General features: G+C 52.0%; 15 protein-coding genes. 11 read left to right on the plus strand and 4 right to left on the minus strand.

Going from position 1 to position 21325, the window contains the following annotated elements; translation table 11 throughout:
• Positions 1 to 6: 6 nt before the first annotated feature.
• From F7231_RS22080 to F7231_RS22130, 11 genes are all read left to right on the plus strand, one after another.
• Complete coding sequence (locus tag F7231_RS22080; RefSeq protein WP_166693571.1) at positions 7 to 4458, plus strand: CusA/CzcA family heavy metal efflux RND transporter; 4452 nt, start codon at positions 7 to 9, stop codon at positions 4456 to 4458.
• Entirely contained in the window at positions 4458 to 5681 is a 1224-nt protein-coding gene (locus F7231_RS22085) for an efflux RND transporter periplasmic adaptor subunit (protein WP_166693572.1), read from the plus strand. The genes F7231_RS22080 and F7231_RS22085 overlap by 1 nt, the downstream gene beginning before the upstream one ends.
• 27 nt (positions 5682 to 5708) lie before the next feature.
• On the plus strand, positions 5709 to 6329 hold the full coding sequence (locus F7231_RS22090) for a hypothetical protein (RefSeq protein ID WP_085414299.1): 621 nt from the start codon (positions 5709 to 5711) through the stop codon (positions 6327 to 6329).
• Between the two features lie 7 nt (positions 6330 to 6336).
• Positions 6337 to 8322, plus strand: a complete 1986-nt coding sequence (locus F7231_RS22095) for a heavy metal translocating P-type ATPase (RefSeq protein ID WP_166693573.1) — start codon at positions 6337 to 6339, stop codon at positions 8320 to 8322.
• A gap of 506 nt (positions 8323 to 8828) precedes the next feature.
• The gene (locus F7231_RS22100) at positions 8829 to 10040 is read left to right on the plus strand and encodes a M43 family zinc metalloprotease (RefSeq protein ID WP_166693574.1); all 1212 of its coding nucleotides are present in this window, start codon (positions 8829 to 8831) and stop codon (positions 10038 to 10040) included.
• Positions 10041 to 10728: 688 nt separating this feature from the next.
• Positions 10729 to 12060: a tetratricopeptide repeat protein gene (locus F7231_RS22105; protein ID WP_085414294.1), complete on the plus strand. Its 1332-nt coding sequence runs from the start codon at positions 10729 to 10731 to the stop codon at positions 12058 to 12060.
• Positions 12061 to 12565: 505 nt separating this feature from the next.
• Complete coding sequence (locus tag F7231_RS22110) at positions 12566 to 12925, plus strand: hypothetical protein (RefSeq protein ID WP_085414293.1); 360 nt, start codon at positions 12566 to 12568, stop codon at positions 12923 to 12925.
• Between the two features lie 350 nt (positions 12926 to 13275).
• Complete coding sequence (locus F7231_RS22115) at positions 13276 to 14133, plus strand: AraC family transcriptional regulator (RefSeq protein WP_166693575.1); 858 nt, start codon at positions 13276 to 13278, stop codon at positions 14131 to 14133.
• A 77-nt stretch (positions 14134 to 14210) separates the two neighbouring features.
• Entirely contained in the window at positions 14211 to 15386 is a 1176-nt protein-coding gene (locus F7231_RS22120) for an FAD-dependent oxidoreductase (RefSeq protein WP_166693576.1), read from the plus strand.
• 401 nt (positions 15387 to 15787) lie between these two features.
• Positions 15788 to 16366, plus strand: coding sequence for an LOG family protein (locus tag F7231_RS22125; protein WP_166693577.1), 579 nt, complete (start codon positions 15788 to 15790; stop codon positions 16364 to 16366).
• Positions 16367 to 16704: 338 nt separating this feature from the next.
• Positions 16705 to 17076, plus strand: a complete 372-nt coding sequence (locus tag F7231_RS22130; protein WP_166693578.1) for a hypothetical protein — start codon at positions 16705 to 16707, stop codon at positions 17074 to 17076.
• 557 nt (positions 17077 to 17633) lie between these two features.
• On the opposite strand, the gene F7231_RS22135 is transcribed toward F7231_RS22130, so the two are convergent.
• The 4 genes from F7231_RS22135 to F7231_RS22150 form a co-directional block, all read right to left on the minus strand.
• Positions 17634 to 18380, minus strand: a complete 747-nt coding sequence (locus F7231_RS22135) for a CPBP family intramembrane glutamic endopeptidase (RefSeq protein WP_166693579.1) — start codon at positions 18378 to 18380, stop codon at positions 17634 to 17636.
• A gap of 44 nt (positions 18381 to 18424) precedes the next feature.
• Positions 18425 to 19783, minus strand: a complete 1359-nt coding sequence (locus tag F7231_RS22140) for a hypothetical protein (protein ID WP_166693580.1) — start codon at positions 19781 to 19783, stop codon at positions 18425 to 18427.
• A gap of 113 nt (positions 19784 to 19896) precedes the next feature.
• Positions 19897 to 20553 (minus strand): DAPG hydrolase family protein, encoded by a 657-nt coding sequence (locus tag F7231_RS22145; protein WP_166693581.1) that lies wholly within the window; start codon positions 20551 to 20553, stop codon positions 19897 to 19899.
• A gap of 146 nt (positions 20554 to 20699) precedes the next feature.
• Positions 20700 to 21236: a hypothetical protein gene (locus F7231_RS22150; RefSeq protein ID WP_166693582.1), complete on the minus strand. Its 537-nt coding sequence runs from the start codon at positions 21234 to 21236 to the stop codon at positions 20700 to 20702.
• Positions 21237 to 21325 lie beyond the last annotated feature (89 nt).

Genomic DNA, 21325 nt, shown 5'->3' on the forward strand with positions numbered 1-21325 from the left:
TCGACTATGCTGGATCGCATCATTTTATTTTCAATTCAGAACAAACTCATTGTGGGGCTGCTGACGCTGGCTCTGATGGGTTGGGGTGGCTATTCACTCAGCCGCCTTCCCATCGACGCGCTGCCCGACATTACCAACAACCAAGTCCAGATTATTACACGAAGCCCTTCGCTGGCCGCCCAGGAGATTGAACGGCTCGTTACCTTCCCCATCGAACAGACAATGGCTACCGTGCCTGAGATTGTTGAGGTACGGTCTATATCGCGTTTTGGGTTGTCGGTCGTCACCATCGTTTTCAACGATGACACCGATCTGTACTGGGCCAGGCAGCAAATCAGCGAGCGGCTGGTGGATGCCCGTAGTCAAATTCCGGCTGGAACGGGCGAGCCGACCATCGGGCCAGTCTCAACGGGACTAGGTGAGATTTACCAGTACGTCATCTACGCCAAACCGGGTTTTGAGAACCGCTACTCGCCTACTGAACTACGGACTATTCAGGATTGGGTGGTTCGGCGGCAACTGCTGGGTACGTCCGGCGTAGCGGATGTGAGCAGTTTTGGCGGACTCTTGAAACAATACGAAATCGCGATCGATCCCAACCGGCTACGGTCTTACGGCCTGAGCATCGGCGATCTGTTCACCGCCCTTTCGCGCAATAACCAGAATACGGGCGGGGCCTACATCGACAAAAAGCCCAGTGCCTACTTTATCCGCACCGAAGGGTTGGTAACGAATCTGGACGACATCGGGCGGATTGTGGTTCGGCGCACCAGCGGACGTACCCCCATCCTGATTCGCGATGTGGCGACTGTGCAGTTTGGCTCAGCCGTACGTTACGGTGCCCTAACCCGAAACGGCGAAGACGAAGCGGTAGGGGGCTTGGTGCTTATGCTTAAAGGGCAAAACGCCAATGTGGTGATCGGGCAGGTGAAAACCCGTATTGAGCAGATTCGCCGAACCCTACCCGAAGGCGTGGATATCCACGCGTTTCTGGACCGCTCCGAACTCGTTGATCGAGCCATCAATACGGTGACCCAGAACCTGATCGAAGGTGCCTTGATTGTCATTTTTGTCCTGATCCTGTTTCTAGGCAACCTGCGGGCGGGGTTGATTGTGGCCTCCGTGATTCCGTTGGCTATGCTATTCGCGGTCAGTATGATGAATTTCTTTGGCGTGTCGGGTAACCTGATGAGTCTGGGTGCCATCGACTTTGGCCTGCTCATAGACGGGGCCGTTATTATTGTCGAAGCCTCGCTGCACCATTTAGGCCTGGTTAAGTTATCCCGGCTTTCGCAGCAGCAAATGGACGAGGAGGTGTATGAATCGGCGAGCCGCATCCGTAGTTCGGCGGCATTCGGCGAGATTATCATCCTGATTGTCTACCTGCCCATTCTGGCGTTAGTAGGCATTGAGGGTAAAATGTTCGGGCCGATGGCGCAAGTGGTTGTTTTTGCCATTGCGGGGGCGTTCATCCTGTCGCTGACCTACGTACCTATGATGTCAGCCTTGTTTTTAAGCAAGACGATCGCCCACAAACAGACATTCTCCGACCGGATGATGGCGTTTTTTCAGCGTGGCTATCAGCCGTTGTTGCGTGGTGCTATGCAGACGAAAGCCCTTGTTTTGGGTGTGTCAGTAGCCCTACTGGCCGGTGCGGTATGGTTGTTTATCACGCTGGGCGGCGAATTTATTCCGCAGCTCAACGAAGGTGATTTTGCCGTTGAGCTGCGGGTACGTACGGGTAGCTCGCTGACCCAAACCATCGACAAATCCCTCCAGGCGGGCCGGTTGCTGCGCAAGCAGTTTCCGGAAGTGCGCGAGGTGATCGGCAAAATTGGGGCGGGTGAAATCCCAACTGACCCTATGCCTGTAGAAGCCTGCGATCTGATGGTGCTGCTCAAGCCCCAAAGCGAGTGGCAATCGGCCAGTAGCATGGAGGAACTAGCCGCTAACATGGCTGAAGCCCTCGAAGCTATTCCGGGCGTGGAGTTTGGCTTTCAACAACCCATCCAGATGCGCTTTAACGAGCTCATTTCGGGTGCTAAGCAGGATGTAGCTATTAAGGTTTTTGGGGAAGACCTGACCGAGTTAACCCGATTGGCCAAACAGATCAATAACCTGGTTGGAAGCGTGTCGGGAGCAACTGATCGCTATGTAGAACAGGTGTCGGGGCTCCCGCAGATTGTGGTTCAGGTGGATCGGGAGTCACTGGCCCGCCATGGCCTGAGCGTAGATGAGGTGAATCAGACCGTGGCGGCGGCTTTCGCCGGGCAGAGTGCGGGCCTGGTCTATGAAGGTGAACGGCGCTACGACCTCATGGTGCGGCTGGCTGAACAGGAACGTGGCAGTATCGACGATGTACGGGCCTTGACCATTCCCGTTCCCGATGGTCCCCCTGTGCCGCTGTCGCAACTGGCCAACGTAGAGTTACGACCCGGCCCGAACCAGATCCAACGCGAAGATGCCAAACGACGGCTAACGGTGGGCTTCAACGTGCGGGGACGGGATGTGGAAAGCGTGGTGTTGGAACTACAGGAGAGACTAACCAGTCAGATCAAGTTTCCGCCTGGTTACTACGTCACCTACGGCGGCCAGTTCGAGAACCTGATCGAGGCCCGCAACCGCCTGTCGATCGCCGTGCCGGTAGCGCTGGCCTTAATTTTTCTGCTGCTGTTTCTCACCGTTGGCTCCGTACGGCAGTCGTTGCTGATTTTCTCGGCTATTCCCCTGGCGGCCATTGGTGGGGTGCTGGCCCTGTGGCTGCGCGACATGCCGTTCAGCATTTCGGCGGGGGTAGGCTTCATCGCCCTATTTGGGGTAGCGGTATTGAATGGCATTGTGCTGATCGGTGAATTCAACCGACTCCGGCTGGCCGGTAAAACAGATCTCGTTAACGTTATCTTCGAAGGAACTGCCGTGCGGCTACGACCCGTGCTGATGACCGCTACGGTAGCGTCACTTGGCTTTCTGCCCATGGCCCTGTCGAGTTCGGCCGGGGCCGAGGTGCAGAAACCACTGGCAACGGTGGTCATTGGTGGCCTGGTTTCAGCAACTCTGCTGACCTTGTTCGTCTTGCCGGTATTGTATGTACTCATCGAGCGGCGATTTGGCCAGGCATTTGGTCGACCCAAGCTCACAGTTGCGTCCGTAACTGTCTCCGCTTCTGTAACAGGGTGGTTCATACTGGGGCTTATCGCTATAAGTAGTTTGTGGTCACCCCTGGTCCAGGCTCAGGTCACGGCTCAACCAGTAGCAACCCTCCCTTCGCCAGGCAGTGACAAAGGGCTACTGCTGGCTCAGGCCCTCCAACAGGCAGGCGCCAACAACCCGTTGGTACGGGTGTCGCAACTCAACGTTGGCTATCAGCAGGCGCTACGCGGTACGGCGGGTGAGGTCGGCAAAACTGATGTGGGCACGACCTTCGGGCAGTACAACAGTCGGTACATCGACCAGTCGTTTACCGTGGTTCAGCGCTTGCCTAATCCAACGCTGGTACGGGGGCTGCGATCACTGGCCGATGCCCGCGCTCAGGGAGCCGAAGCCGAAGGGCGCCTTTCTTACACCGAGTTGGCCCGGCAGGTGAAAGCCACCTACTACCAGTTGTGGTATGTACAATCGCTGGCCGGTTTTCTCCGCAGTCAGGACAGTTTGTATGCGGCTATAGCCCGGGGGGCGGAGGTACGTCGACGGACCGGCGAAGGTACCCTGCTGGAACTGACCGCCGCCCAGGTGCAGCTCAGACAGGCGCAAACTGCCCTGTTCCAAAATAAGCTGGACGCGCAGATTCTGGCCCGGCAGCTACAGACGCTGCTGGCCTCGTCTACCCCGCCTGTTCTTCCCGACACTCCGCTTACTGAGCGAGTGCTGCCCCTGATTGACTCCACAATGCTGATTCAAAACCCGGAGCTAGCTCAGCTGAACAGCCAAATCGATATTGCCAGGCGCGAAACCGACGTAGAAGCTGCCCGGCTCAGGCCCGACTTTACGCTGGGAATAGCGAATCAGTCGCTACAGGGGTTCCAGACGCTCCCTGACGGCGCAGGCGAGCGGTTCTATGGGTTTGGCAATCGCTTCACCTATGGGCAAGTAGGTGTGTCGATCCCTTTATTTGCCAAGCCCCTCAAGGCTCGCCTGGAAGCGGCCCGAATCGGGCAGCAAAGGGCTGAAGCCCAGCGTACTGCTCTCCAACGTACCCTGGAAGGTGAAGTAGCCACGGCCGTTCAGACCTACCAGAAAAATCAGCAGGCACTGATCTACTACCGCGAATCGGCGTTACCCCAAGCCACCCTGATTCGAGAGCAGGTAACCAAAGCCTACGGAGCGGGCGAGATCGGCTACGTCGAATTACTACAAAACCTACGAACCGTTAGCGAGATCCAGACCGGCTATTTAGCAGCACTCAATGACCTCAATCAAACCTTAATCAGCCTCGATTTTTTGTTGGGGCGAACCGACTAATGAAACGAAGCCACCTCATTATTATCGCTGTGCTGCTTACGCTATGTACGGGAGCAGCCTGTAAGCACGAATCAGGCGAAAATACGGCCGGTAAGAGTTCCACCACCGCCCAAACAGATACGGCTAAGGTTGAAACCGACGACGAAGCCGGACTGATCGAACTGAGCGAAGCCCAGTACCGGGCTATTGGTGTACAATTAGGCCGACTGGAAAGGCGACAAATGAGTCAGCTGATCCGCGTTAATGGCTCGCTGACTGTACCGCCTGGTCAACAGGTGTCGATCGCCACGCCGTACGGAGGAATTCTCAAGTCGGCGAATCTGCTGGCTGGTACAGCGGTGCGGCAGGGGCAGACGCTGGCGGTGTTGGAAAACCCTGAGTTTATTCGCATCCAGCAGGAATATCTGGAAACAACCAGTCAACTCACGTATCAGCAGCAGGAGTTTGAGCGGCAAAGCGAGCTGAGCCGTGAGAACGTAGGCGCCCTGAAAACGCTGCAACAGGCAACGGCCCAACTGGGTACGTTGCGGGCGCGGGTAGGAGGGCTGCGTCAGCAACTAGCCATTTTGGGTTTGAACCCGGCCAAACTGACGCCCGAGACCATCACCCGCAGCCTGAACGTTCGGGCGCCCATTGGCGGCACGCTTACCCAGGTCAACGTGAACCAGGGTAGTTATGTAGCGGCCAACGACGTACTGTTTGAGATCATGAACACGGTTGGTTTACTGGCTGAACTGACGGTGTTTGAGGCTGACCTGACCCGGATGCAGGTTGGTCAGCGGGTGCGGCTGTCGGTAATCGGGGTAGCGGGCGAACGGATGGGACGAATCAAGCTCATCAATCGGGAAGTTGGCCCCGACCGCACGGTAAAGGTCTACGCGAGTCTGGATAATCCGGTGTTCGGTGGTTTACGACCAGGTACCTTCCTGAAAGCAGCCATCGAGACAGGCGCCGCTACGGAACCGGCCCTGCCTGAGGCCGCAGTTGTGCAGGCGGGTACAAGCAGTCAAATCTTTGTGTTTGCCGGGAAGGAAGCCCACCAGGATCAGACCCATTACCGATTCCGGCCAGTGCCTGTACGGGCCGGGACAGTCCAGAACGGATACCGCTCTGTGGCGTTGCCCACTGGTATAGCGGGTGATACGCAGGTGGTGCTGACCGGTGCATACGACATCCTGTCGGCGAGTGAAGGAGGTAATGAAGGGGGGGGGCATGCCCATTAACAACTAAAGTCGATAAACACAGAATAGATGCTCTGGAACTTACTGATAGGCAGCATTTTATTGGGATCAGTTCACGCCGCAATACCTAACCACTGGTTGCCGGTCGTGCTTATTGGCCGCACCGAAAACTGGTCGGAACGGGAAACGCTGGGGGTGGTAGCCATAAGCGGCTTTTTCCATACCCTTAGTACAGTGGCGCTGGGAGTAGCAATCGGCGCGATCGGTATGAAGGTATCCGAGCAACTCGAAGCGCAGGCCCGGCTTGTAGCCTCGTCGCTACTGGTCTTCATGGGGCTTATTTATTTTGCCATGCACCAGGCCAACACGCCCCACGAGCACGTACCCAGGGGATTAGCCGGGCGCTCCAAGGCAGCCATCATCACCTCTCTGTCAGTGGCGATGCTGTTCTCCCCCTGCCTGGAGATTGAAACGTTCTTCTTCACTGCCGGAACGCTGGGCTGGCCCGCCATCACCACGTTGGCGATAGCGTATACGGTCGTGACCATTGCCTGCATGGTGGGGCTAACGGCCCTGTCATACCGGGGCCTGGCGCACGTTGACTGGCACTGGCTGGATCATAATGAAAAACGCATTACCGGGGGCATTCTGATTGGCCTCGGCATTTTCACTTTTTTTATAGCACTCTAAACTACGTATGGCACACGAACATAATCACGACGACGGGCACGAGCACGGCGACGATGTTGACCTAATTGAAGACGGAACAACGCCGGCCGCCGACGTTGCGCCCGCCAAAAAAGGACCGGAGCAAACCTGGCGTACCTATGCGCCCGCCTTCAGTAGCCTGGTATTCCTGTTAGGAGGAATTATGCTGGATAGCTACGCCCAAAGCTGGTTCCGCGACCCGTGGCGCCTGATGTGGTACCTGGTGGCTTATCTACCCGTTGGCTGGCCAGTGCTGAAGCGGGCGTGGAGCAGCATCCTGAACCGTGACGTGTTCACCGAATTCTTCCTGATGGGTGTAGCAACGCTGGGCGCATTTGGCATTCGGGAATACCCCGAAGGTGTGACCGTGATGCTGTTTTATACCATCGGGGAGTTGTTTCAGGATGCCGCCGTGCTGCGGGCGCGTCGCTCGATCAAGGCCTTGCTGGATGTGCGGCCCGACGAGGTGACGGTACTCCGGAACGGACAGGCTCAAACTGTCAAAGCAGCCACGGTTAGCGTTGGCGATGTCATCCAGATCAAAGCTGGTGAGAAAGTAGGGCTGGATGGTACCATGCGCTCCGAATCAGGGACATTCGATACGGCGGCACTGACGGGCGAAAGCGTTCCCCGCTCCATTGCCAAAGGAGAGGCGGTGCTGGCGGGTATGATCAACCGGCAGTCATTGGTCGAGATGGACGTGACCACGCCCTATCAGGATTCCAAACTGTCACGTATTCTTAAACTCGTGCAGCAGGCTACCGGTCGCAAAGCACAGACCCAGGAGTTTATTGCCCGGTTTGCCAAAATCTACACTCCGGCGATCTGTGGCCTGGCCCTGCTGGTAACCGTGTTGCCCTACTTCTTTGTAACCGATTATCACTTTGCCGACTGGCTCTACCGGGGCCTGGTATTTTTGGTTATCGGCTGCCCCTGCGCGCTGGTGATCTCTATTCCGTTGGGCTACTTCGGCGGTATTGGGGCCGGGTCAAAGCAGGGCATTCTCTTTAAGGGCTCTGTCTTTCTGGATCTGATGACCCAGCTGAAAACGGTTGTCATGGACAAGACAGGTACGTTGACCAAAGGCGTTTTCAAGGTGCAGGAGGTCAAACCCGTAAACCTCGACCCCAAAGACCTGGCCCGGTTAACGGCGGCGCTGGAAAGCAAATCGACTCATCCCGTCGCTACCGCGATTATCGAGTATGCGGGGAAGGGCTATGAAACGGTTTCGGTAGAACATGTCGAGGAGATTGCCGGTCACGGACTGAAAGGACTCGTCGACGGGAAAGAGATGCTGGCGGGTAACGCCAAACTGCTCCGTAAGTTCGGCGTTACGTTTGACGAGGCGCTGACAACGATCCCCTACACCATTGTCATGACTGCCCTAGACGGGCAATTTGCCGGCTACTTCACCATTGCCGATGAGATAAAAGCAGACGCTGCCGAGGCGGTAAAACGGCTCAAAGCGGACGGTATTCGCACGGTCATGCTGTCGGGTGATAAATCGGCCGTTGTTGAAGCAGTGGCTCAGCAGGTTGGCGTCGACGAATGGCACGGCGATCTGCTGCCCGAAGATAAAGTAGCCCAGGTTGAACGACTGAAGGCTGATCTGGCCCATAATCAAAAGGCAAAGCTGGCCTTCGTTGGCGACGGCGTCAACGATGCACCAGTGGTGGCACTGGCCGACGTAGGCATGGCTATGGGCGGTTTAGGCTCTGACGCCACCATCGAAACCGCTGACGTAATTATTCAGAATGACGAACCCGCCAAGATTGCCATAGCCGTCGAAATTGGCCGGGCCACGCGCCGAATCGTCTGGCAGAACATCACCTTGTCGCTGGTAGTCAAGGGCATTGTCCTCGTTCTTGGAGCCGGGGGGCTGGCTACGATGTGGGAAGCCGTTTTCGCCGACGTTGGCGTAGCCATGTTAGCCATCCTCAATGCCGTGCGAGTACAGCATTTAACGTTCAAGTAAATTAGGTAGAACTGGATCACTAGTTTCGACAAAATGCCTCACTTGGAAAGTTTGCTGTTTAGCTTGACAGGTGAGGCGTTAGTTCCTTGATCGTAACGAGGGAGCGTGGATTTTACTCGAAACGGCAAATGCGACTAACTTGTACTATTCCATGGGGGGCAGACGTCATCTTATGTAAAGGAACTAGTCTAAGAAATGAAAAGTGGGTTTACATAATTGATCCGGTAACTATCGCAGTACTGTGCCAAGCGCTGAAAAACAGTAACCAGTCTAGCTAATAAGGGTCGTTATAAGGATGAAGATTTTGTTAAATTGCTGAGAACAACAGGTTATTTACCTTAGGTGGCAGATATACCCCCGTTGTATCAGCTACCCCATAGTAAGGCAGAAGCTCAATTGATGGCTAGCAATTTACCGTAGGGCGGAAGAGCCAAAATATTAGCTGTAGTGCGTGGTTGGGTAACACTTAGTAGATAAGTGCTTATAACTTAACGGACCAATTGACGATGAATCGCATAGTAATATCCTGGATTTTTCTGTTCGTTGCTACGCTGGCTTGTCGGCCCAATGAACCAGGCTTCTCGCTGGTTCCCACTGGGCAGGACCAAAACATTAATCAGTTGGAAGTTCAAGTAGCCACACCACTGGTTAACGTAGATACGGCCGCCCGGCTTCTGATCAACTATCGCGCCTATGATTATAAAGCGCAGATATGGTTCGACTTCCTGGACTTCCTGAATGGTTCACCCCTTAGTGTGACCCTGTATATTGATGGGGTGCAACAAGCAAACAAAACGTTCTTTCAGCCTGACCATCCAGGCGTGTATACCCTGCAAGCTAAAGCGGGTGAGTTAGTGAGCCCACCCATCTCGGTGACCGCCCGCGCAGCTCAGTCGTATGAACTAGTTCGGCTACCGGTCATCCTTCACTACACATCCAGCGCTAACACTGCATTAATGCCGATTACGACGCTGTTACGGAATGTCAATCGCTTGTACGCCAACCAGGTGTCGACGAGTGATCCTAATCAGGCCAACGCTTACATTGAGTTCTACCCGGCGGACCGTGATCCTGACGGTAACCTATTGGCTCAGCCGGGTATGAACCGGCTTCCTTTCAGCGATCAGCCCACTGATTCTGCCTCGGCTATCAAAGCCGACAGTATCCTCAGAAAATGGTGCATCAAAAAATACATCAACGTATTCGTCAAGCTCAACTGGCTTCGTAACACTTATCCAGTTGGGTACTCCTACGTTAGTACGCCGGGTGTATACACCAACCGGCCTGCCAACGGTGCGTTTACCTGCGAGACTTACCAAAGTCAGTATTCAGGGCCCGCCATTATGATCGACTGGGAAAACGACCCCGGCATCTTGGCCCATGAACTGGGTCACTACCTGGGTCTGCCTCATACGTTTGCACTGGGCTGTTCGTCAACAACTAATAGTAGTAACCTGACCATTCAGGATACACCAAGGCATGTGGAAGAGCGACCAGTCAACGGAAAAAAGCGTGATTGTCGTGGAACCCCCTTTATCGCCAGCAACATAATGGATTATTATGTTCAAAAGACCAATTTTACAATGGATCAGGTTGGCTTGATGCGAAATACGATCAATAACCCTGTTTTTCTACCCTTGCCATCCAAGCTGGCAGGTGGGCGGTTGCAGGCTGTTTTATCGATGCCGGAAGTAGTGTGCCGGCGCATTGTTCAATAGGAAGCTACTGCCTTGCCGCTAGGTGGGGACAACCACTAGGTTTCGAGAGCAGAAGCGCAGCGGCCTATCATTTGACGCTGCCTCAACACGTTACTGGATGGAACTGGAATGATTTCGAAAGCTACGAACAGCAGCCAGTGACAGTAGGTGCGCTCACGATAACTGATGGAAGCCTGCTGGAAGTGTTTATTGAGACAGGCAGTGCTTTCATGATACTGATCTATGGCGTTATGACCCTAACCAAGCTGGCACGTTATGAACCAGGTGTACACTAACTTTCCAAGTTATGGCCGTCATGGAAACGTATCCTTTAGAGTCCGAGCGACAGTTCTTGGCCTCTCTCGGCTTGTTCGGTTGCGTGCATTGTTGGTTAGCGCTGCGGAGTCCACTCGCGGTGGACAGGCATCACGCTGAGATGCGACGCAGCATCCAACGAAGGTTAAAAAGGGCAGTTGCACGTTGTCTGTGTTCAGTACTTGCAAAACGGACATGTCAACAAGCACTCATTTGACATTCCACGAATATCCGTCTACTGGCTGTTCTTCAACAAAGCCGCCTTGGATATAAGTTGTGGATAGATCATTGAGATAACAATGTTTTTTTAGCCCTTTTGGGCAACTTGCTCGCGCATGTTAACTTAAGCCTGTAAGCATTCTTCTCATCATAAGATTAGTCCCTGATTTAAACAATGGAGAGAAATACGACTAGTAAATTAACCTCTAGGCGAGTTGGGGCTTTTTTAAAGCGACTTCAGCAGTTAGCCTGGTTCGAATTGTTCGAAAAGTGGTTTGGTGTTGGCGTAAAATTATTGTGGATTACGCTTTTTATCGCGTTTTGCGTTTACCTCCAAAAAGAGTACAGGAGAAATATTTTCTATGTACAGGATTTTAAAGTGCCTCCCGCCTGGATAGAGCAGGGGTACAGCGGAGAGGTAGTTAAACAAGCTATTCTGGATGAGATTGACAACATCATGAATGGCGTGTATGCCAGTGGTAAATCGATGAGTGGCAGCAATGAGGACAATATCGAATTGTTAAATGAGCTTACCGTTGAGGGGTTTAACCTCAAAGCCGTCACCAAATCTATTCTGGCCCTTTTAGGCAAGAAAGATAAAAGCATTGGTGGCTACGTCACGCTCAGCGACTCTACCCAAACTGTAGCGATCCAGGTTACAAACGAGATTACACAGCCATTGTCTATCAAACGAAACGAGCCAGCCCAACACCTAATTCATAAAGCCGCTATGGAAATAATGAAGGTGCGCTCGCCGAAAGCCTTGATTTACTACTATATGGTAAAGAAAGATGCCGACATGGTCAATAAGGTGTACAGTTACCTAAAAAAACGCAGAGGGTTGATGGACGATTATTATTTCTATATGACCTCGGCTGCCGTTGCCTTAAATAGCCTGGATTATGAGGAAGCACTAGCTTGGTCAGATAGTGCGGCAAAGAAGTTTCCGAATGATAAATTAACGTATTACATCCAGGCTGAAATCCATATGACTCGGCTTTACAACGCCAACGCCGATTCCACGACGACGCAATCCTACAAACGGTTATTCGTGGAGAATATGCGTAAAGTCAGTGAACCAGGACTGTCCGACCAGAGTGACAATCTGGCTCAGACAGCCAATCAGTATTTACTTGGATTCTATGCCAGGGAAAATGATTTAAAATCATTTTCCAACCTCGTAGAGCGAACCCATATGGAACAGACGCTGAATGCACCTCTGAACAACGTTCTGGCTTATGCTTATATGAGTCAGAAGAAATATAAGAAAGCAGAAGAAGCCCTGCACAAAGCCATAGCTCAGGCGGGCCATGTTGGCGACTACTGGGACTCACTGGCTGAAGTGTACAGCATTCAGGGCAAAGATTCATTGGCCGTTGTCAGTCTGGTAAAGGCGTTGAGATCCCCGCAAAAATCAGGAGCGGTGTCAGCGAAGGCGTATCAGACAGATACTCGCTGGAAGCGATTGTTCAAGCGACCGGATTTTCAGCAAGTAGTTCGCCTTTAACATGTAAATTGTTAATTAATAGGTTTTTATGTCCTAAATAAATGTATTCGGCCCACCGGTCAGGAGCGTAAAGGCCCGCTACAGTCCCATCAACCCCTGTGGCCGTCGAATGGTACTATTCGTGTAAATGGCGTGTGCTATTAGGAGAGACAGGCTAATGAATGTTTTGTCCGTGTTAGTAGCCAATGCGAACGCCCTGCCAAGAGATAGTAAACGCTTGATTCTATGAAAAGTATTGAACCAGTTGGTATCGTTTTTACACAACGCTGCACATGCGTAAACCTTAATACTGCCACCTCCGGTAGAAGTGAATCATTTGTTATCCAGTACGTTGCGGGCTTATTCTTGCCTAAGCCTTAGTTCGAGGAGCGTACATGTGTTTGATAGGCCTACTAGCCAGGGATAATGAGTCTAATCGAATGACGATAAATTTATGTGGTTTTCTGGATCAACCTGTTCCAACTTACAACGATTCAAGTGAATCCATGAGCTAAATCGAATCGTTATGAAAACTTTAGCAATGTGTGTTCTCATACTGTTTTTGACAGCTTGCGGCTCGGAGGAAGTTGACAATTGCATTCCCTACAAAGCCCAACTATTTGGCGTTGGTTGTGGAGCAATGGCCGTGAAGGTTTTGAACAAGCAGATTGAATCAAGAATATTTGTCAACCAAAACGTATATGAGGAGAATGTAATCGAGGTGCTAAATTTACCTGACACCTTAAAAACAGGTGAAGTGTTTTACTTTGACTTCCGCAATCTACAGCCGAGCGACAACATTCGGCCCTGTTTAGCAATCTACGCGGGTGCATCGCGTAAAGTTGTGCTGACCAAATTTTCATATTCTCCCTGTTCGACTGAATAAGGTTTCAGGTCCTCATCTTCGCAGCTTCGTCCGACAGAGAGCATATTTGAGCGCTACAGTTCGACAGCCTAGTATGGATGCCCCTCTCGCGGCTTGTTTGGTAGTGTGCTTAGTTGGCTAGCGCTGCATGGTTCACTTGGCTCGTACAGGAATTGTTGGGCTAGCCTGATTGGACTTAACGCAGGCAAAGGTGTAAAGGCGTCACGTACCTGATTGTGGTCTATCTTGCGTCTACCATCAGCCTTTGCGATGGCAATTCTATTCATCAAATAAAGTACGAGCTAAGCAGGAGTAACCTCTATTTGCCTACCCTATAAGCTGACTGAGCTTAGCTTTGTGATCGCAATACGATGGCTCTCAAAAACAACGATATCCCGGTTATCAAGCTGCCTACTGGCATTAACGAAGGAATTGTTATTGGCAGAGGAACGTTCGATGGTCCACACCCCCATCTGGAGATTCAGCGTGCTCACCGGGATGGCGGCTATTCATTTCTGTTGCAGCAAAAAGGAAGTTCTCAGATTGAGATTGACTTCCAAACCTACACCGTCGAAGCCCCAGCGGTGCTGTACATGCATCCTAATCAAGTCCACCGCTTAATTGCCTTCAAACAGGCCATGATCAGCAGTTGGATCATCACACCTGAAAATCTCCGGCCCGAGTCTCTACGCATATTGGAAGAGCTTGCCCCGGTTGACCCCTTGCCTTTATCAACAGAGCCGTTCGCTATTCTTGCAAAAACCGCTTCGCTATGCATCCAACTTTCCGAGAGAAAGCAGGAGAAACTACATTACCAGCTACTGAAAGAAAGCTGTAATCTGTTCGTCGCTTTAGTGGCTTCGCAGTATCTGGCACAGGCTAAACCAACCCACAGCTACAATCGGTTTGACGTGATTACTAAAGCCTTCAAATCCGAACTGGAACGAGAATTTACAACCATCAAAAGTCCAGCCGGTTACGCCGAACGCCTAAACCTGTCGACGCCGTATTTGAATGAATGTGTCAAAACAACGACTGGCCATTCCGTATCATATCACATCCAGCAACGTATCGTATTAGAAGTAAAACGCCTGCTTCATCATTCCGATCAATCGGTCAAGGAGATAGCCGCCGACCTGGGCTACGAGGATTACTCGTATTTTGTCCGGCTGTTTCGTAAAGTTGCGGGCATGACCCCCTTGACGTTTCGCGGCAAAAACCTCGATTAGTCCTATACTTACCACGTATCGATATTGCCGGTACTTTTACCAGTCTGTTCCTTTGTAGCCACTAAACTGCTAGACAAATGAAGACTCAGACAGGGTTGAATTCACTGGAAAACAAACACATAGCCATCGTTGGGGGTGGCCCTGGCGGCCTAACGCTGGCTCGTCTTTTACAACGCAAAGGGGCGCATGTGACCGTATATGAGCGGGACTATAGCCCCTTTACACGGGTGCAAGGGGCCACCCTGGACCTGCATTATGAATCGGGCCTAAAAGCTCTTGACAAAGCGGGATTACTGGATGCCTTTAAACAAACCTACCGGCCAGGGGCCGACAAAGGGCGGGTGGTCGATAAGCAGGCGAACATCCTCTATGACGATCACAGCAAAGACGAGGACAACGATTTTGGCAGCGAATCGTTTCGACCCGAAATCGACCGCAGCGATTTGCGGAATCTATTACTGGATTCGCTTCAGGCTGACACCGTCGTTTGGAATAGTCAGCTTGTCCAGATCTCACCAGGGCAGGATGGCTGGCAACTAGCATTTAAAAATGGGACCACCGTTACCGCCGACCTCGTTGTTGGCGCCGATGGTGCTCATTCCAGGGTCCGTCCTTTGCTGACACCGATCCAGCCTTTTTATGCGGGCACTACCATTGTGCAGGGGAACGTAGCCGATGCGGCCACAACAGCTCCAACCATTTATCAATTACTCCAAGGCGGCAAACTTTACACCCATACGCATGGGAAATTTTTACATGTATCCGCTAAAGGGGATGGTAGTATTGATTTTTATGTGAGTTGTCGAGTAAACGAAGACTGGCTGCAAACCAATGGGATTGATTTCAAAGATCGGCAGCAATTGCAAGCCTGGTTTATGCAAGAATTTAGTGGATGGGCCCCGGTTTGGTTTGAGCTCTTCGAGTCAGTGAGCCTACCCTTGCTGATCCGGCCGCAGTATTGCGTGCCCTTCGACCAAAGCTGGTCCTCGCAGCCAGACGTTACCCTGCTGGGCGATGCGGCTCATCTAATGCCGCCTTCGGGTGAAGGCGTCAATTTGGCAATGCTGGATGCATTGGAGCTAAGCGAGTGTCTGACGGATGAGCAGTTTGCTACTACCCAACTGGCCATAGCCGCTTATGAGAAACCGATGCTAGCCAGAGGAGCTGAAGAAGCCCAAGTATCTATGGAGGGAGTGGAGTGGATGCATACCGAAGCGGCCAATGACAAGCTGGTAGCGTTGTTTAACGACTAATTTGGGAAAGTGTGAATCAGGGTTATCTCATACATGACTCGTTTGATGAGAATCTGTAGTGCGCTTCGTATTACTAGTATTCCGTCGTCGACAGGAAGCACGTCGCAGACGAAAGCTGGCAGCCCAACCAAACAAGGGTGAAAACGTCAGGAGATCTTTTCTGAAATGAGCTATCTTGCTCCTTCACCAGCCCATATGAGGCGTTGGGTGCCGATCCATAAAATGCTCGAAAGGCACGTCCCGGATATATATCGCAGGCGTGTGTATCAGATTTTGCTTGTTTGGCGGGTTTTTGCTGACGCGAAAAACGGCCCTGTAGGGCAGGTTTGATAGTTGGTCTGAATCTGGGCGACAGGCCAGCCACCCTAGCAGTCAAGGTTTAATAATTAATAGAACGAAACGTGAAAATTTGTGTTTACTGCGCTTCAAGTGCAAAGGTTGATAACGTTTATTTTGAAGCGACGGAAAAGTTAGCCATTCAATTGGTAAATGCTAATGTAGAAGTCATCTATGGTGGTGGCGCAGTTGGCCTTATGGGTAAACTCGCGGACACTGTCATTGAACATGGCGGTAAAATTAAGGGTATCATGCCCAAGTTTATGAACGAAGTCGAATGGGCGCATAAGCGAGTGGTAGACTTTGAGTTTACAGATACGATGCATGAGCGAAAAGCAAAATTTTTAGAGGGTATTGACGGGTTAGTGACCTTGCCGGGTGGCAGTGGGACACTGGAAGAATTATTAGAAGCAATAACCCTCAAGCGCCTTGGACAATTTACAAAACCAATCATCATTCTCAATACAAATGGATTTTACAACCCATTACGAGAAATGCTTGAAAAATGCGTTAGTGAACAGTTTATGCACGAGAAACACTTGCAGATGTGGTCGTTTGTTGACCAGCCTGAAGACGTTCTAGAACGTATTATCAATGCGGAAATCTGGTACGAAAACTCGATAAACTTTGCCACGAATAAATAAGGCAGTTATCGCTCCGCGTGGGCGAGTTAGGGCAGACTAGAGGGGATTTTGCCAATCCTTTACCTGAAAAATAGTATCAGGCTTTTGAAAATATTGGTCAAGATCCCAATCAAGAACTTAGTATCGTCGAAAACGACAAGCATCAACTTGTTGGAGCGCTTCAGCTAAGTTTTAGTCTGTGGTGCACCATTCGTCTTTTCAGGCGTTGAGTTGCCCGGCATGTACGTGCGCGGTTTGTGGTACAGTAAGTAGGTTCCTGAGTAAGGGAAGAAGTAGCTGGCGCATAGCAACCCTTGCAGGCGAAGATGGGTCAAGCCCAAAAGAAAGTATTCATGTCTATGCTACGACTCATTGTCCTCATCTGTTTGCTAGGCAGTTGCCGAACACAGGAACCACAACCCGCCCCAACTTACACCAATCAGGTGGGTATGGTCCACGCCAAGACTACCACGCGCGGAGGTCCGTTGCAGTACATCCTGGAAGATGGCAACGAGTCGTCGGCAACGCTTCGTCGCTACCTGGTCACTAATTTTCCCGACAGCTTGCGGCAGTATGTGCTAGGCTGGACGTATGGTGCCGCGGTTGTTTTTAGTGGAGTTACCTCTTTGGTGCTCAAGCCCGTTGTTAAACCCTCAGCATACGATGGCACTGAAACAGATTACGAACTACCCACCATTGAGCTAACCGCCATTCGTCGAAAACAGCAATAGCCTGCATCTGTACGAGTCAGATTTGCGTGATTGTGGTTCCGGCAATAAAGCGCCTCCCGATGTGCGAGGAATGGCAATTGACAACACAAGAGTGGAAAATCTCGTGAGCGCATGAAAGGCTGTTTCCTATATAGACTTAACAAATTTCGATGACGAAAATAGTCCAGTACTAGCCACGCACTGTAGCACTGAGTATCATTTGGCTCTATGCGGGTGCTTTGGCAGGGGGGCAGCAGGAGCGACAAACCGTTCCGTAATAGAATTGCCGTGATCTGTGACCTGTGTCATGACAAGGTAAAAGGAATACCCTTATCGCCAGTCGTTATTGCCAGAGATACTACGTCTAAACCACACTACCGGGTTTGGGGACGTTTCTACACCGGAGCAAACATAACCGTCACCGGAAGCCAGAACGATTTATCTACACTGACCGCATTAAGCGACTTAAGTAAGGATATTTAAGTGGCAACGTTCCTGTGTTTGGCTTAACTCGTTCATCATTCCCTGGGGGCTGGAAGGCTACGTACCTGACACTCCAGGCGATACCTGAGAAGCTGTCATGGCAAAGGGCCGAGCAAGCCCAGCGACATGACCACAAAGATGGGGCCGTTCATCAGCCCGTGTATGACCAGGCCAGTGGTGGTGTTACGCGTTTGCTGAAACACATAGGGCACAACCACAAACGCCGGCATGGCCAGCAGGAGCATACTCAGTCCAAAGGGCAAGTGAAAAGTGGCCCACAACGTGCCATTAACCACCCATGCCCACCGACCCAATTGCCCAATCTGTCGTTGCAAAATGTAGCCGCGCCATAGACACTCTTCGCCCACGATATTGAAAAAGAACATTACCGCCCAGACCAGCAGGAGCCACCGTTCGCCGCTCCGAAATGGCGGGAAAGACAAAGCCGGTGGTGCCATGTCGGGTAGCGGCGTACCCAGGTAGCGATGCGCCAGATTGGCCCCGCCAACGATCAGCCCCATGCCCATGAAAATTAGCAGCAAGCCAACAAGACTATATCGCCAGTCGTGGCGCGAGAGGGGGTTCAGGCACAAGGCTGCTCGTAGTTCTGCCCAGTTTGCCGGTTTTAGCTGCCACCAGGTGAGCCCTACCGCCAGCAGGAGTAGCGGTTTGAAAACAAACGTGCCACCCACAAACCAACCAAGAGCCGGGTGTACGCCAAGCGAAACGCGGAGCGTAGGGACGAGGTACGTCAGCACGAGATAAAGTAACAGGGTTGGCCCGCTAAACAGCAGGAACGTACCAGGCCACGAGAGTTTAGGCGGCGTTAGGGAGGTGATCATGATAATGAGTCCTATCTGTTTATTAGCCTGTCGGCACGTAGGCACTATTTCGTGCGTGTGACTCGGAAAAAACCATCTATAACTGCGGTGGTCGAGAAATCATCTTTCTGACCTGGTCGATTTCTACCTGCTTTTTCCAATAGAAACGTACCTATAATTGGCTCACCAACTTTACCGAACTGACTAAATACAAGTGAGCCGGGGCTGTCGTAGGTTTGTTCAACTATGTTATAATAGTTCACATAGATATAGGGTGCACTGTTGTCAGAGAGCAAAAATTTTGGTCCTGATACGTTTTTCGACCAATTCTGTTCATAGGTTCCGCCGACGCCTTCTGTCATACCGCCATCCGGAATCGGTATGTTCACGTCGGAGATCGTGATACCGGACGTGGGCGATGCGCCAACCATCAAAAAAACTCGCCCGCCATCGGTCATTTGAATTTGGCCACCCTGCAACACGGATGTTTTGACCCAGGGGCCACGGTTGATGCGGTAAGTAATGCCTTCGTCGGCTACGTATATGTTCGACACCAGCCAGATCTCGTTGACTGTGTTGCCGTCGATCACGGTCGGGCCTTTCAGCTTCACGCTGACAGAAACGGGGTTACGGGCAGGTGGCGTCGCAGGAGCCGTATAGGTCGCGGTAGTGATCGCGGGCTTCAACTGTCCTGCGCCCGAATGCTTCCAACTTGTTTCATCAACTAATGCGACCGTTTCTGGCTCCGGTATATCCACGTCAGTCCCTGATACTCCTCCTGGGTATGGAATATCAAGCTCATCAGGAAAACCTCGAGCGTGTAATATGACGCTGGCACCCGGCTTCAGCGCAGTTGTTGCCGGTACCAGTACGACGCGCTGCATCACTGCCCAATCGCTGAAGTGCGTGGTTTCAATGTTCACGGTGTGGGCGGTTGTATCAACCCACCGCTTAGTACTGGGAATTCGCCAGATGCCTTTATCGCTTTGATAGGCCATTACCAGGGCTTGGGGGAACGTACCGCTCAGATTTTTTGGGTTGTAGCGAACGCTGATCGTAACCGGCTTTTTGAAGGTGATGCCATGTGGTGCCAGCCGGAAGCCCACGCCTAATCCTTGCGGGACAGTATTCGTAATTGCCTCCGCGCTAAACGTTTGGGTGCTTTCAACAGCCCCCGCCGGTACGTTTATGGTCAGGCCTAAATCGGTTGACGTGAGTTTACCACCCGCCGGGCCGATGGTGGTTCCAACAAAGGAGTCGTCGCCCAGCGGAGTACCGACCGGACAAACTTTGCCGGGACGAGGGTCTTCGTTCGTGGGGACGTCGATCGGGCCTTCTGGGGTGAGCGTATCGGTAGCTACTTTACAGCTTATCGACAGGGCGGTAAGCGTCAGGCTCAACAAAAGGGCATACAACTTAGTCATGGCTCATTTTTGTTTGTCGTTCATGGAGCCAAAGTTGGTTGGCAGCGGGTACGTCGGAAACGGCTAGCTCGATGAAACGGCAAAAGCCGCTGTCGAAGCGGCTTTTGCGAAGATTACACCGTGTGCCAAACGGATAGATCAGGCTGCTCGTAGAGTTTTGGCAAGAACTGCTCGAAATTGCCTACCTCTTCAATGTTGTGTTTGAGCCAGGCATTTCCCATATCGCGGGAGAACAAAAAGCGGTGCAGCAACGGGTTTAGCATGTACTGACCAACTATATTTTCTGCGCCGACCTGCATCCGTGAACGATACAACGTACCACCCGGCGTGGCCTCAAACCAATGCTGTAGGCTAAATACTTCCTGCCCTAACTCGCGCCGCACAAGCCGGATACCTTCTTGGTCTAACTTCACAACGGTTTCAACGCTGTCTACGTAGTAGCCCGTATTTCGCCCGAAAGCCTCCACGATGCGAAAGCGCGAACCTACCTGCGCGGCACCGTCGGGTCCAGGGTTTGTCATCGACCAATGGATGTGGTCGAGGGGGTGCCAGACCCGGTAACGACTATACGTCTCGCCCCTGTAGGTCATCGTGCCGCCGATGTGCTGAAACCACCAAAGCAGCATGACAGGGGTTACACCCCGAATGAGGTCATGTTCAATAGTCAGTTCGTAACTACCGGAAGGCAGCACTGAGAACGTTGTTCGCGCTGAAGCCAGGGGCTTCATGGCCCATTGAATGGGCAGTGGTGGAGGGAGTTGTCTGTTCATGATTGTTTGAGTTGAGCACTGGGCAAGCAACCTCGCTCCTGCATATCTCGCCGATAATCCCTACCAGCTCATACTTGTCAAACAGATCGGTTCGCATCGACCAGCGATTAGCGGGTAGGTTCTGGTTGAGCATGTGCAGCAGTAGCTTACCACGACGTGGGCAGGAAGGTGCTGGTGTTGGTATCGTCCTTGTTAAATCGCACCACAATGGTAGGCTTGCCGTTGCTACCTGTTTTTAGCTCGTAGTAATAAGTCTGGATTTTCAACTCCGATTTTTCCATTGGGCGGTTGACATTCTTGCTGGGAATGCACGAGTAATAACCCCGGTACTGGCCTTCAGTGGGCGTGGTCGTGAAGGATCTTTCGGCCTCATTGAAATCGACACGGCCTTTTTCGTAGGTGAAGGCCTCAGTTCGACAACTGCTGTAGTCCTGAGCGGCGGCCACAAAATACTTTTCGTAAGTGCCGCTGGCCTTAAAGTCGAATACCACCGCCAGCTCAAAAGGCTTACCCAGATTTCGGCCGTCATATGACCAGAAATCGCTCATTGAAAATGAGCCATACATCCACTTGCCAACGGCCTGTGCATCTACGCTGCCACCGGGCAGCACATCACGACTATTGGTCTTACAGCTGGTAGTGAGTGCTGCCACGGCCAGCAACGTAACGAATAACGTTTTCATGGCATTAACTTGGTTTTAGAGGTCCGACTGGGCGCGTTGTTGTTTACGAATCAAAGTTGGCATGGTCATTTCACACCCGAAATGGCGAG

It is taken from the genome of Fibrivirga algicola (genome assembly GCF_011742925.1).
In the GTDB taxonomy this organism is placed as follows: Bacteria; Bacteroidota; Bacteroidia; order Cytophagales; family Spirosomataceae; genus Fibrella; species Fibrella algicola.

What these genes read in the sequence shown, in the direction of transcription:
- F7231_RS22080 (WP_166693571.1), top strand. Translation starts at nt 7, where the DNA reads ATGCTGGATCGCATCATTTTATTTTCAATTCAGAACAAACTCATTGTG.
- F7231_RS22085 (WP_166693572.1), top strand. Translation starts at nt 4,458, where the DNA reads ATGAAACGAAGCCACCTCATTATTATCGCTGTGCTGCTTACGCTATGT.
- F7231_RS22090 (WP_085414299.1), top strand. Translation starts at nt 5,709, where the DNA reads ATGCTCTGGAACTTACTGATAGGCAGCATTTTATTGGGATCAGTTCAC.
- F7231_RS22095 (WP_166693573.1), top strand. Translation starts at nt 6,337, where the DNA reads ATGGCACACGAACATAATCACGACGACGGGCACGAGCACGGCGACGAT.
- F7231_RS22100 (WP_166693574.1), top strand. Translation starts at nt 8,829, where the DNA reads ATGAATCGCATAGTAATATCCTGGATTTTTCTGTTCGTTGCTACGCTG.
- F7231_RS22105 (WP_085414294.1), top strand. Translation starts at nt 10,729, where the DNA reads ATGGAGAGAAATACGACTAGTAAATTAACCTCTAGGCGAGTTGGGGCT.
- F7231_RS22110 (WP_085414293.1), top strand. Translation starts at nt 12,566, where the DNA reads ATGAAAACTTTAGCAATGTGTGTTCTCATACTGTTTTTGACAGCTTGC.
- F7231_RS22115 (WP_166693575.1), top strand. Translation starts at nt 13,276, where the DNA reads ATGGCTCTCAAAAACAACGATATCCCGGTTATCAAGCTGCCTACTGGC.
- F7231_RS22120 (WP_166693576.1), top strand. Translation starts at nt 14,211, where the DNA reads ATGAAGACTCAGACAGGGTTGAATTCACTGGAAAACAAACACATAGCC.
- F7231_RS22130 (WP_166693578.1), top strand. Translation starts at nt 16,705, where the DNA reads ATGCTACGACTCATTGTCCTCATCTGTTTGCTAGGCAGTTGCCGAACA.
- F7231_RS22135 (WP_166693579.1), bottom strand. Translation starts at nt 18,380, where the DNA reads ATGATCACCTCCCTAACGCCGCCTAAACTCTCGTGGCCTGGTACGTTC.
- F7231_RS22140 (WP_166693580.1), bottom strand. Translation starts at nt 19,783, where the DNA reads ATGACTAAGTTGTATGCCCTTTTGTTGAGCCTGACGCTTACCGCCCTG.
- F7231_RS22145 (WP_166693581.1), bottom strand. Translation starts at nt 20,553, where the DNA reads ATGAACAGACAACTCCCTCCACCACTGCCCATTCAATGGGCCATGAAG.
- F7231_RS22150 (WP_166693582.1), bottom strand. Translation starts at nt 21,236, where the DNA reads ATGAAAACGTTATTCGTTACGTTGCTGGCCGTGGCAGCACTCACTACC.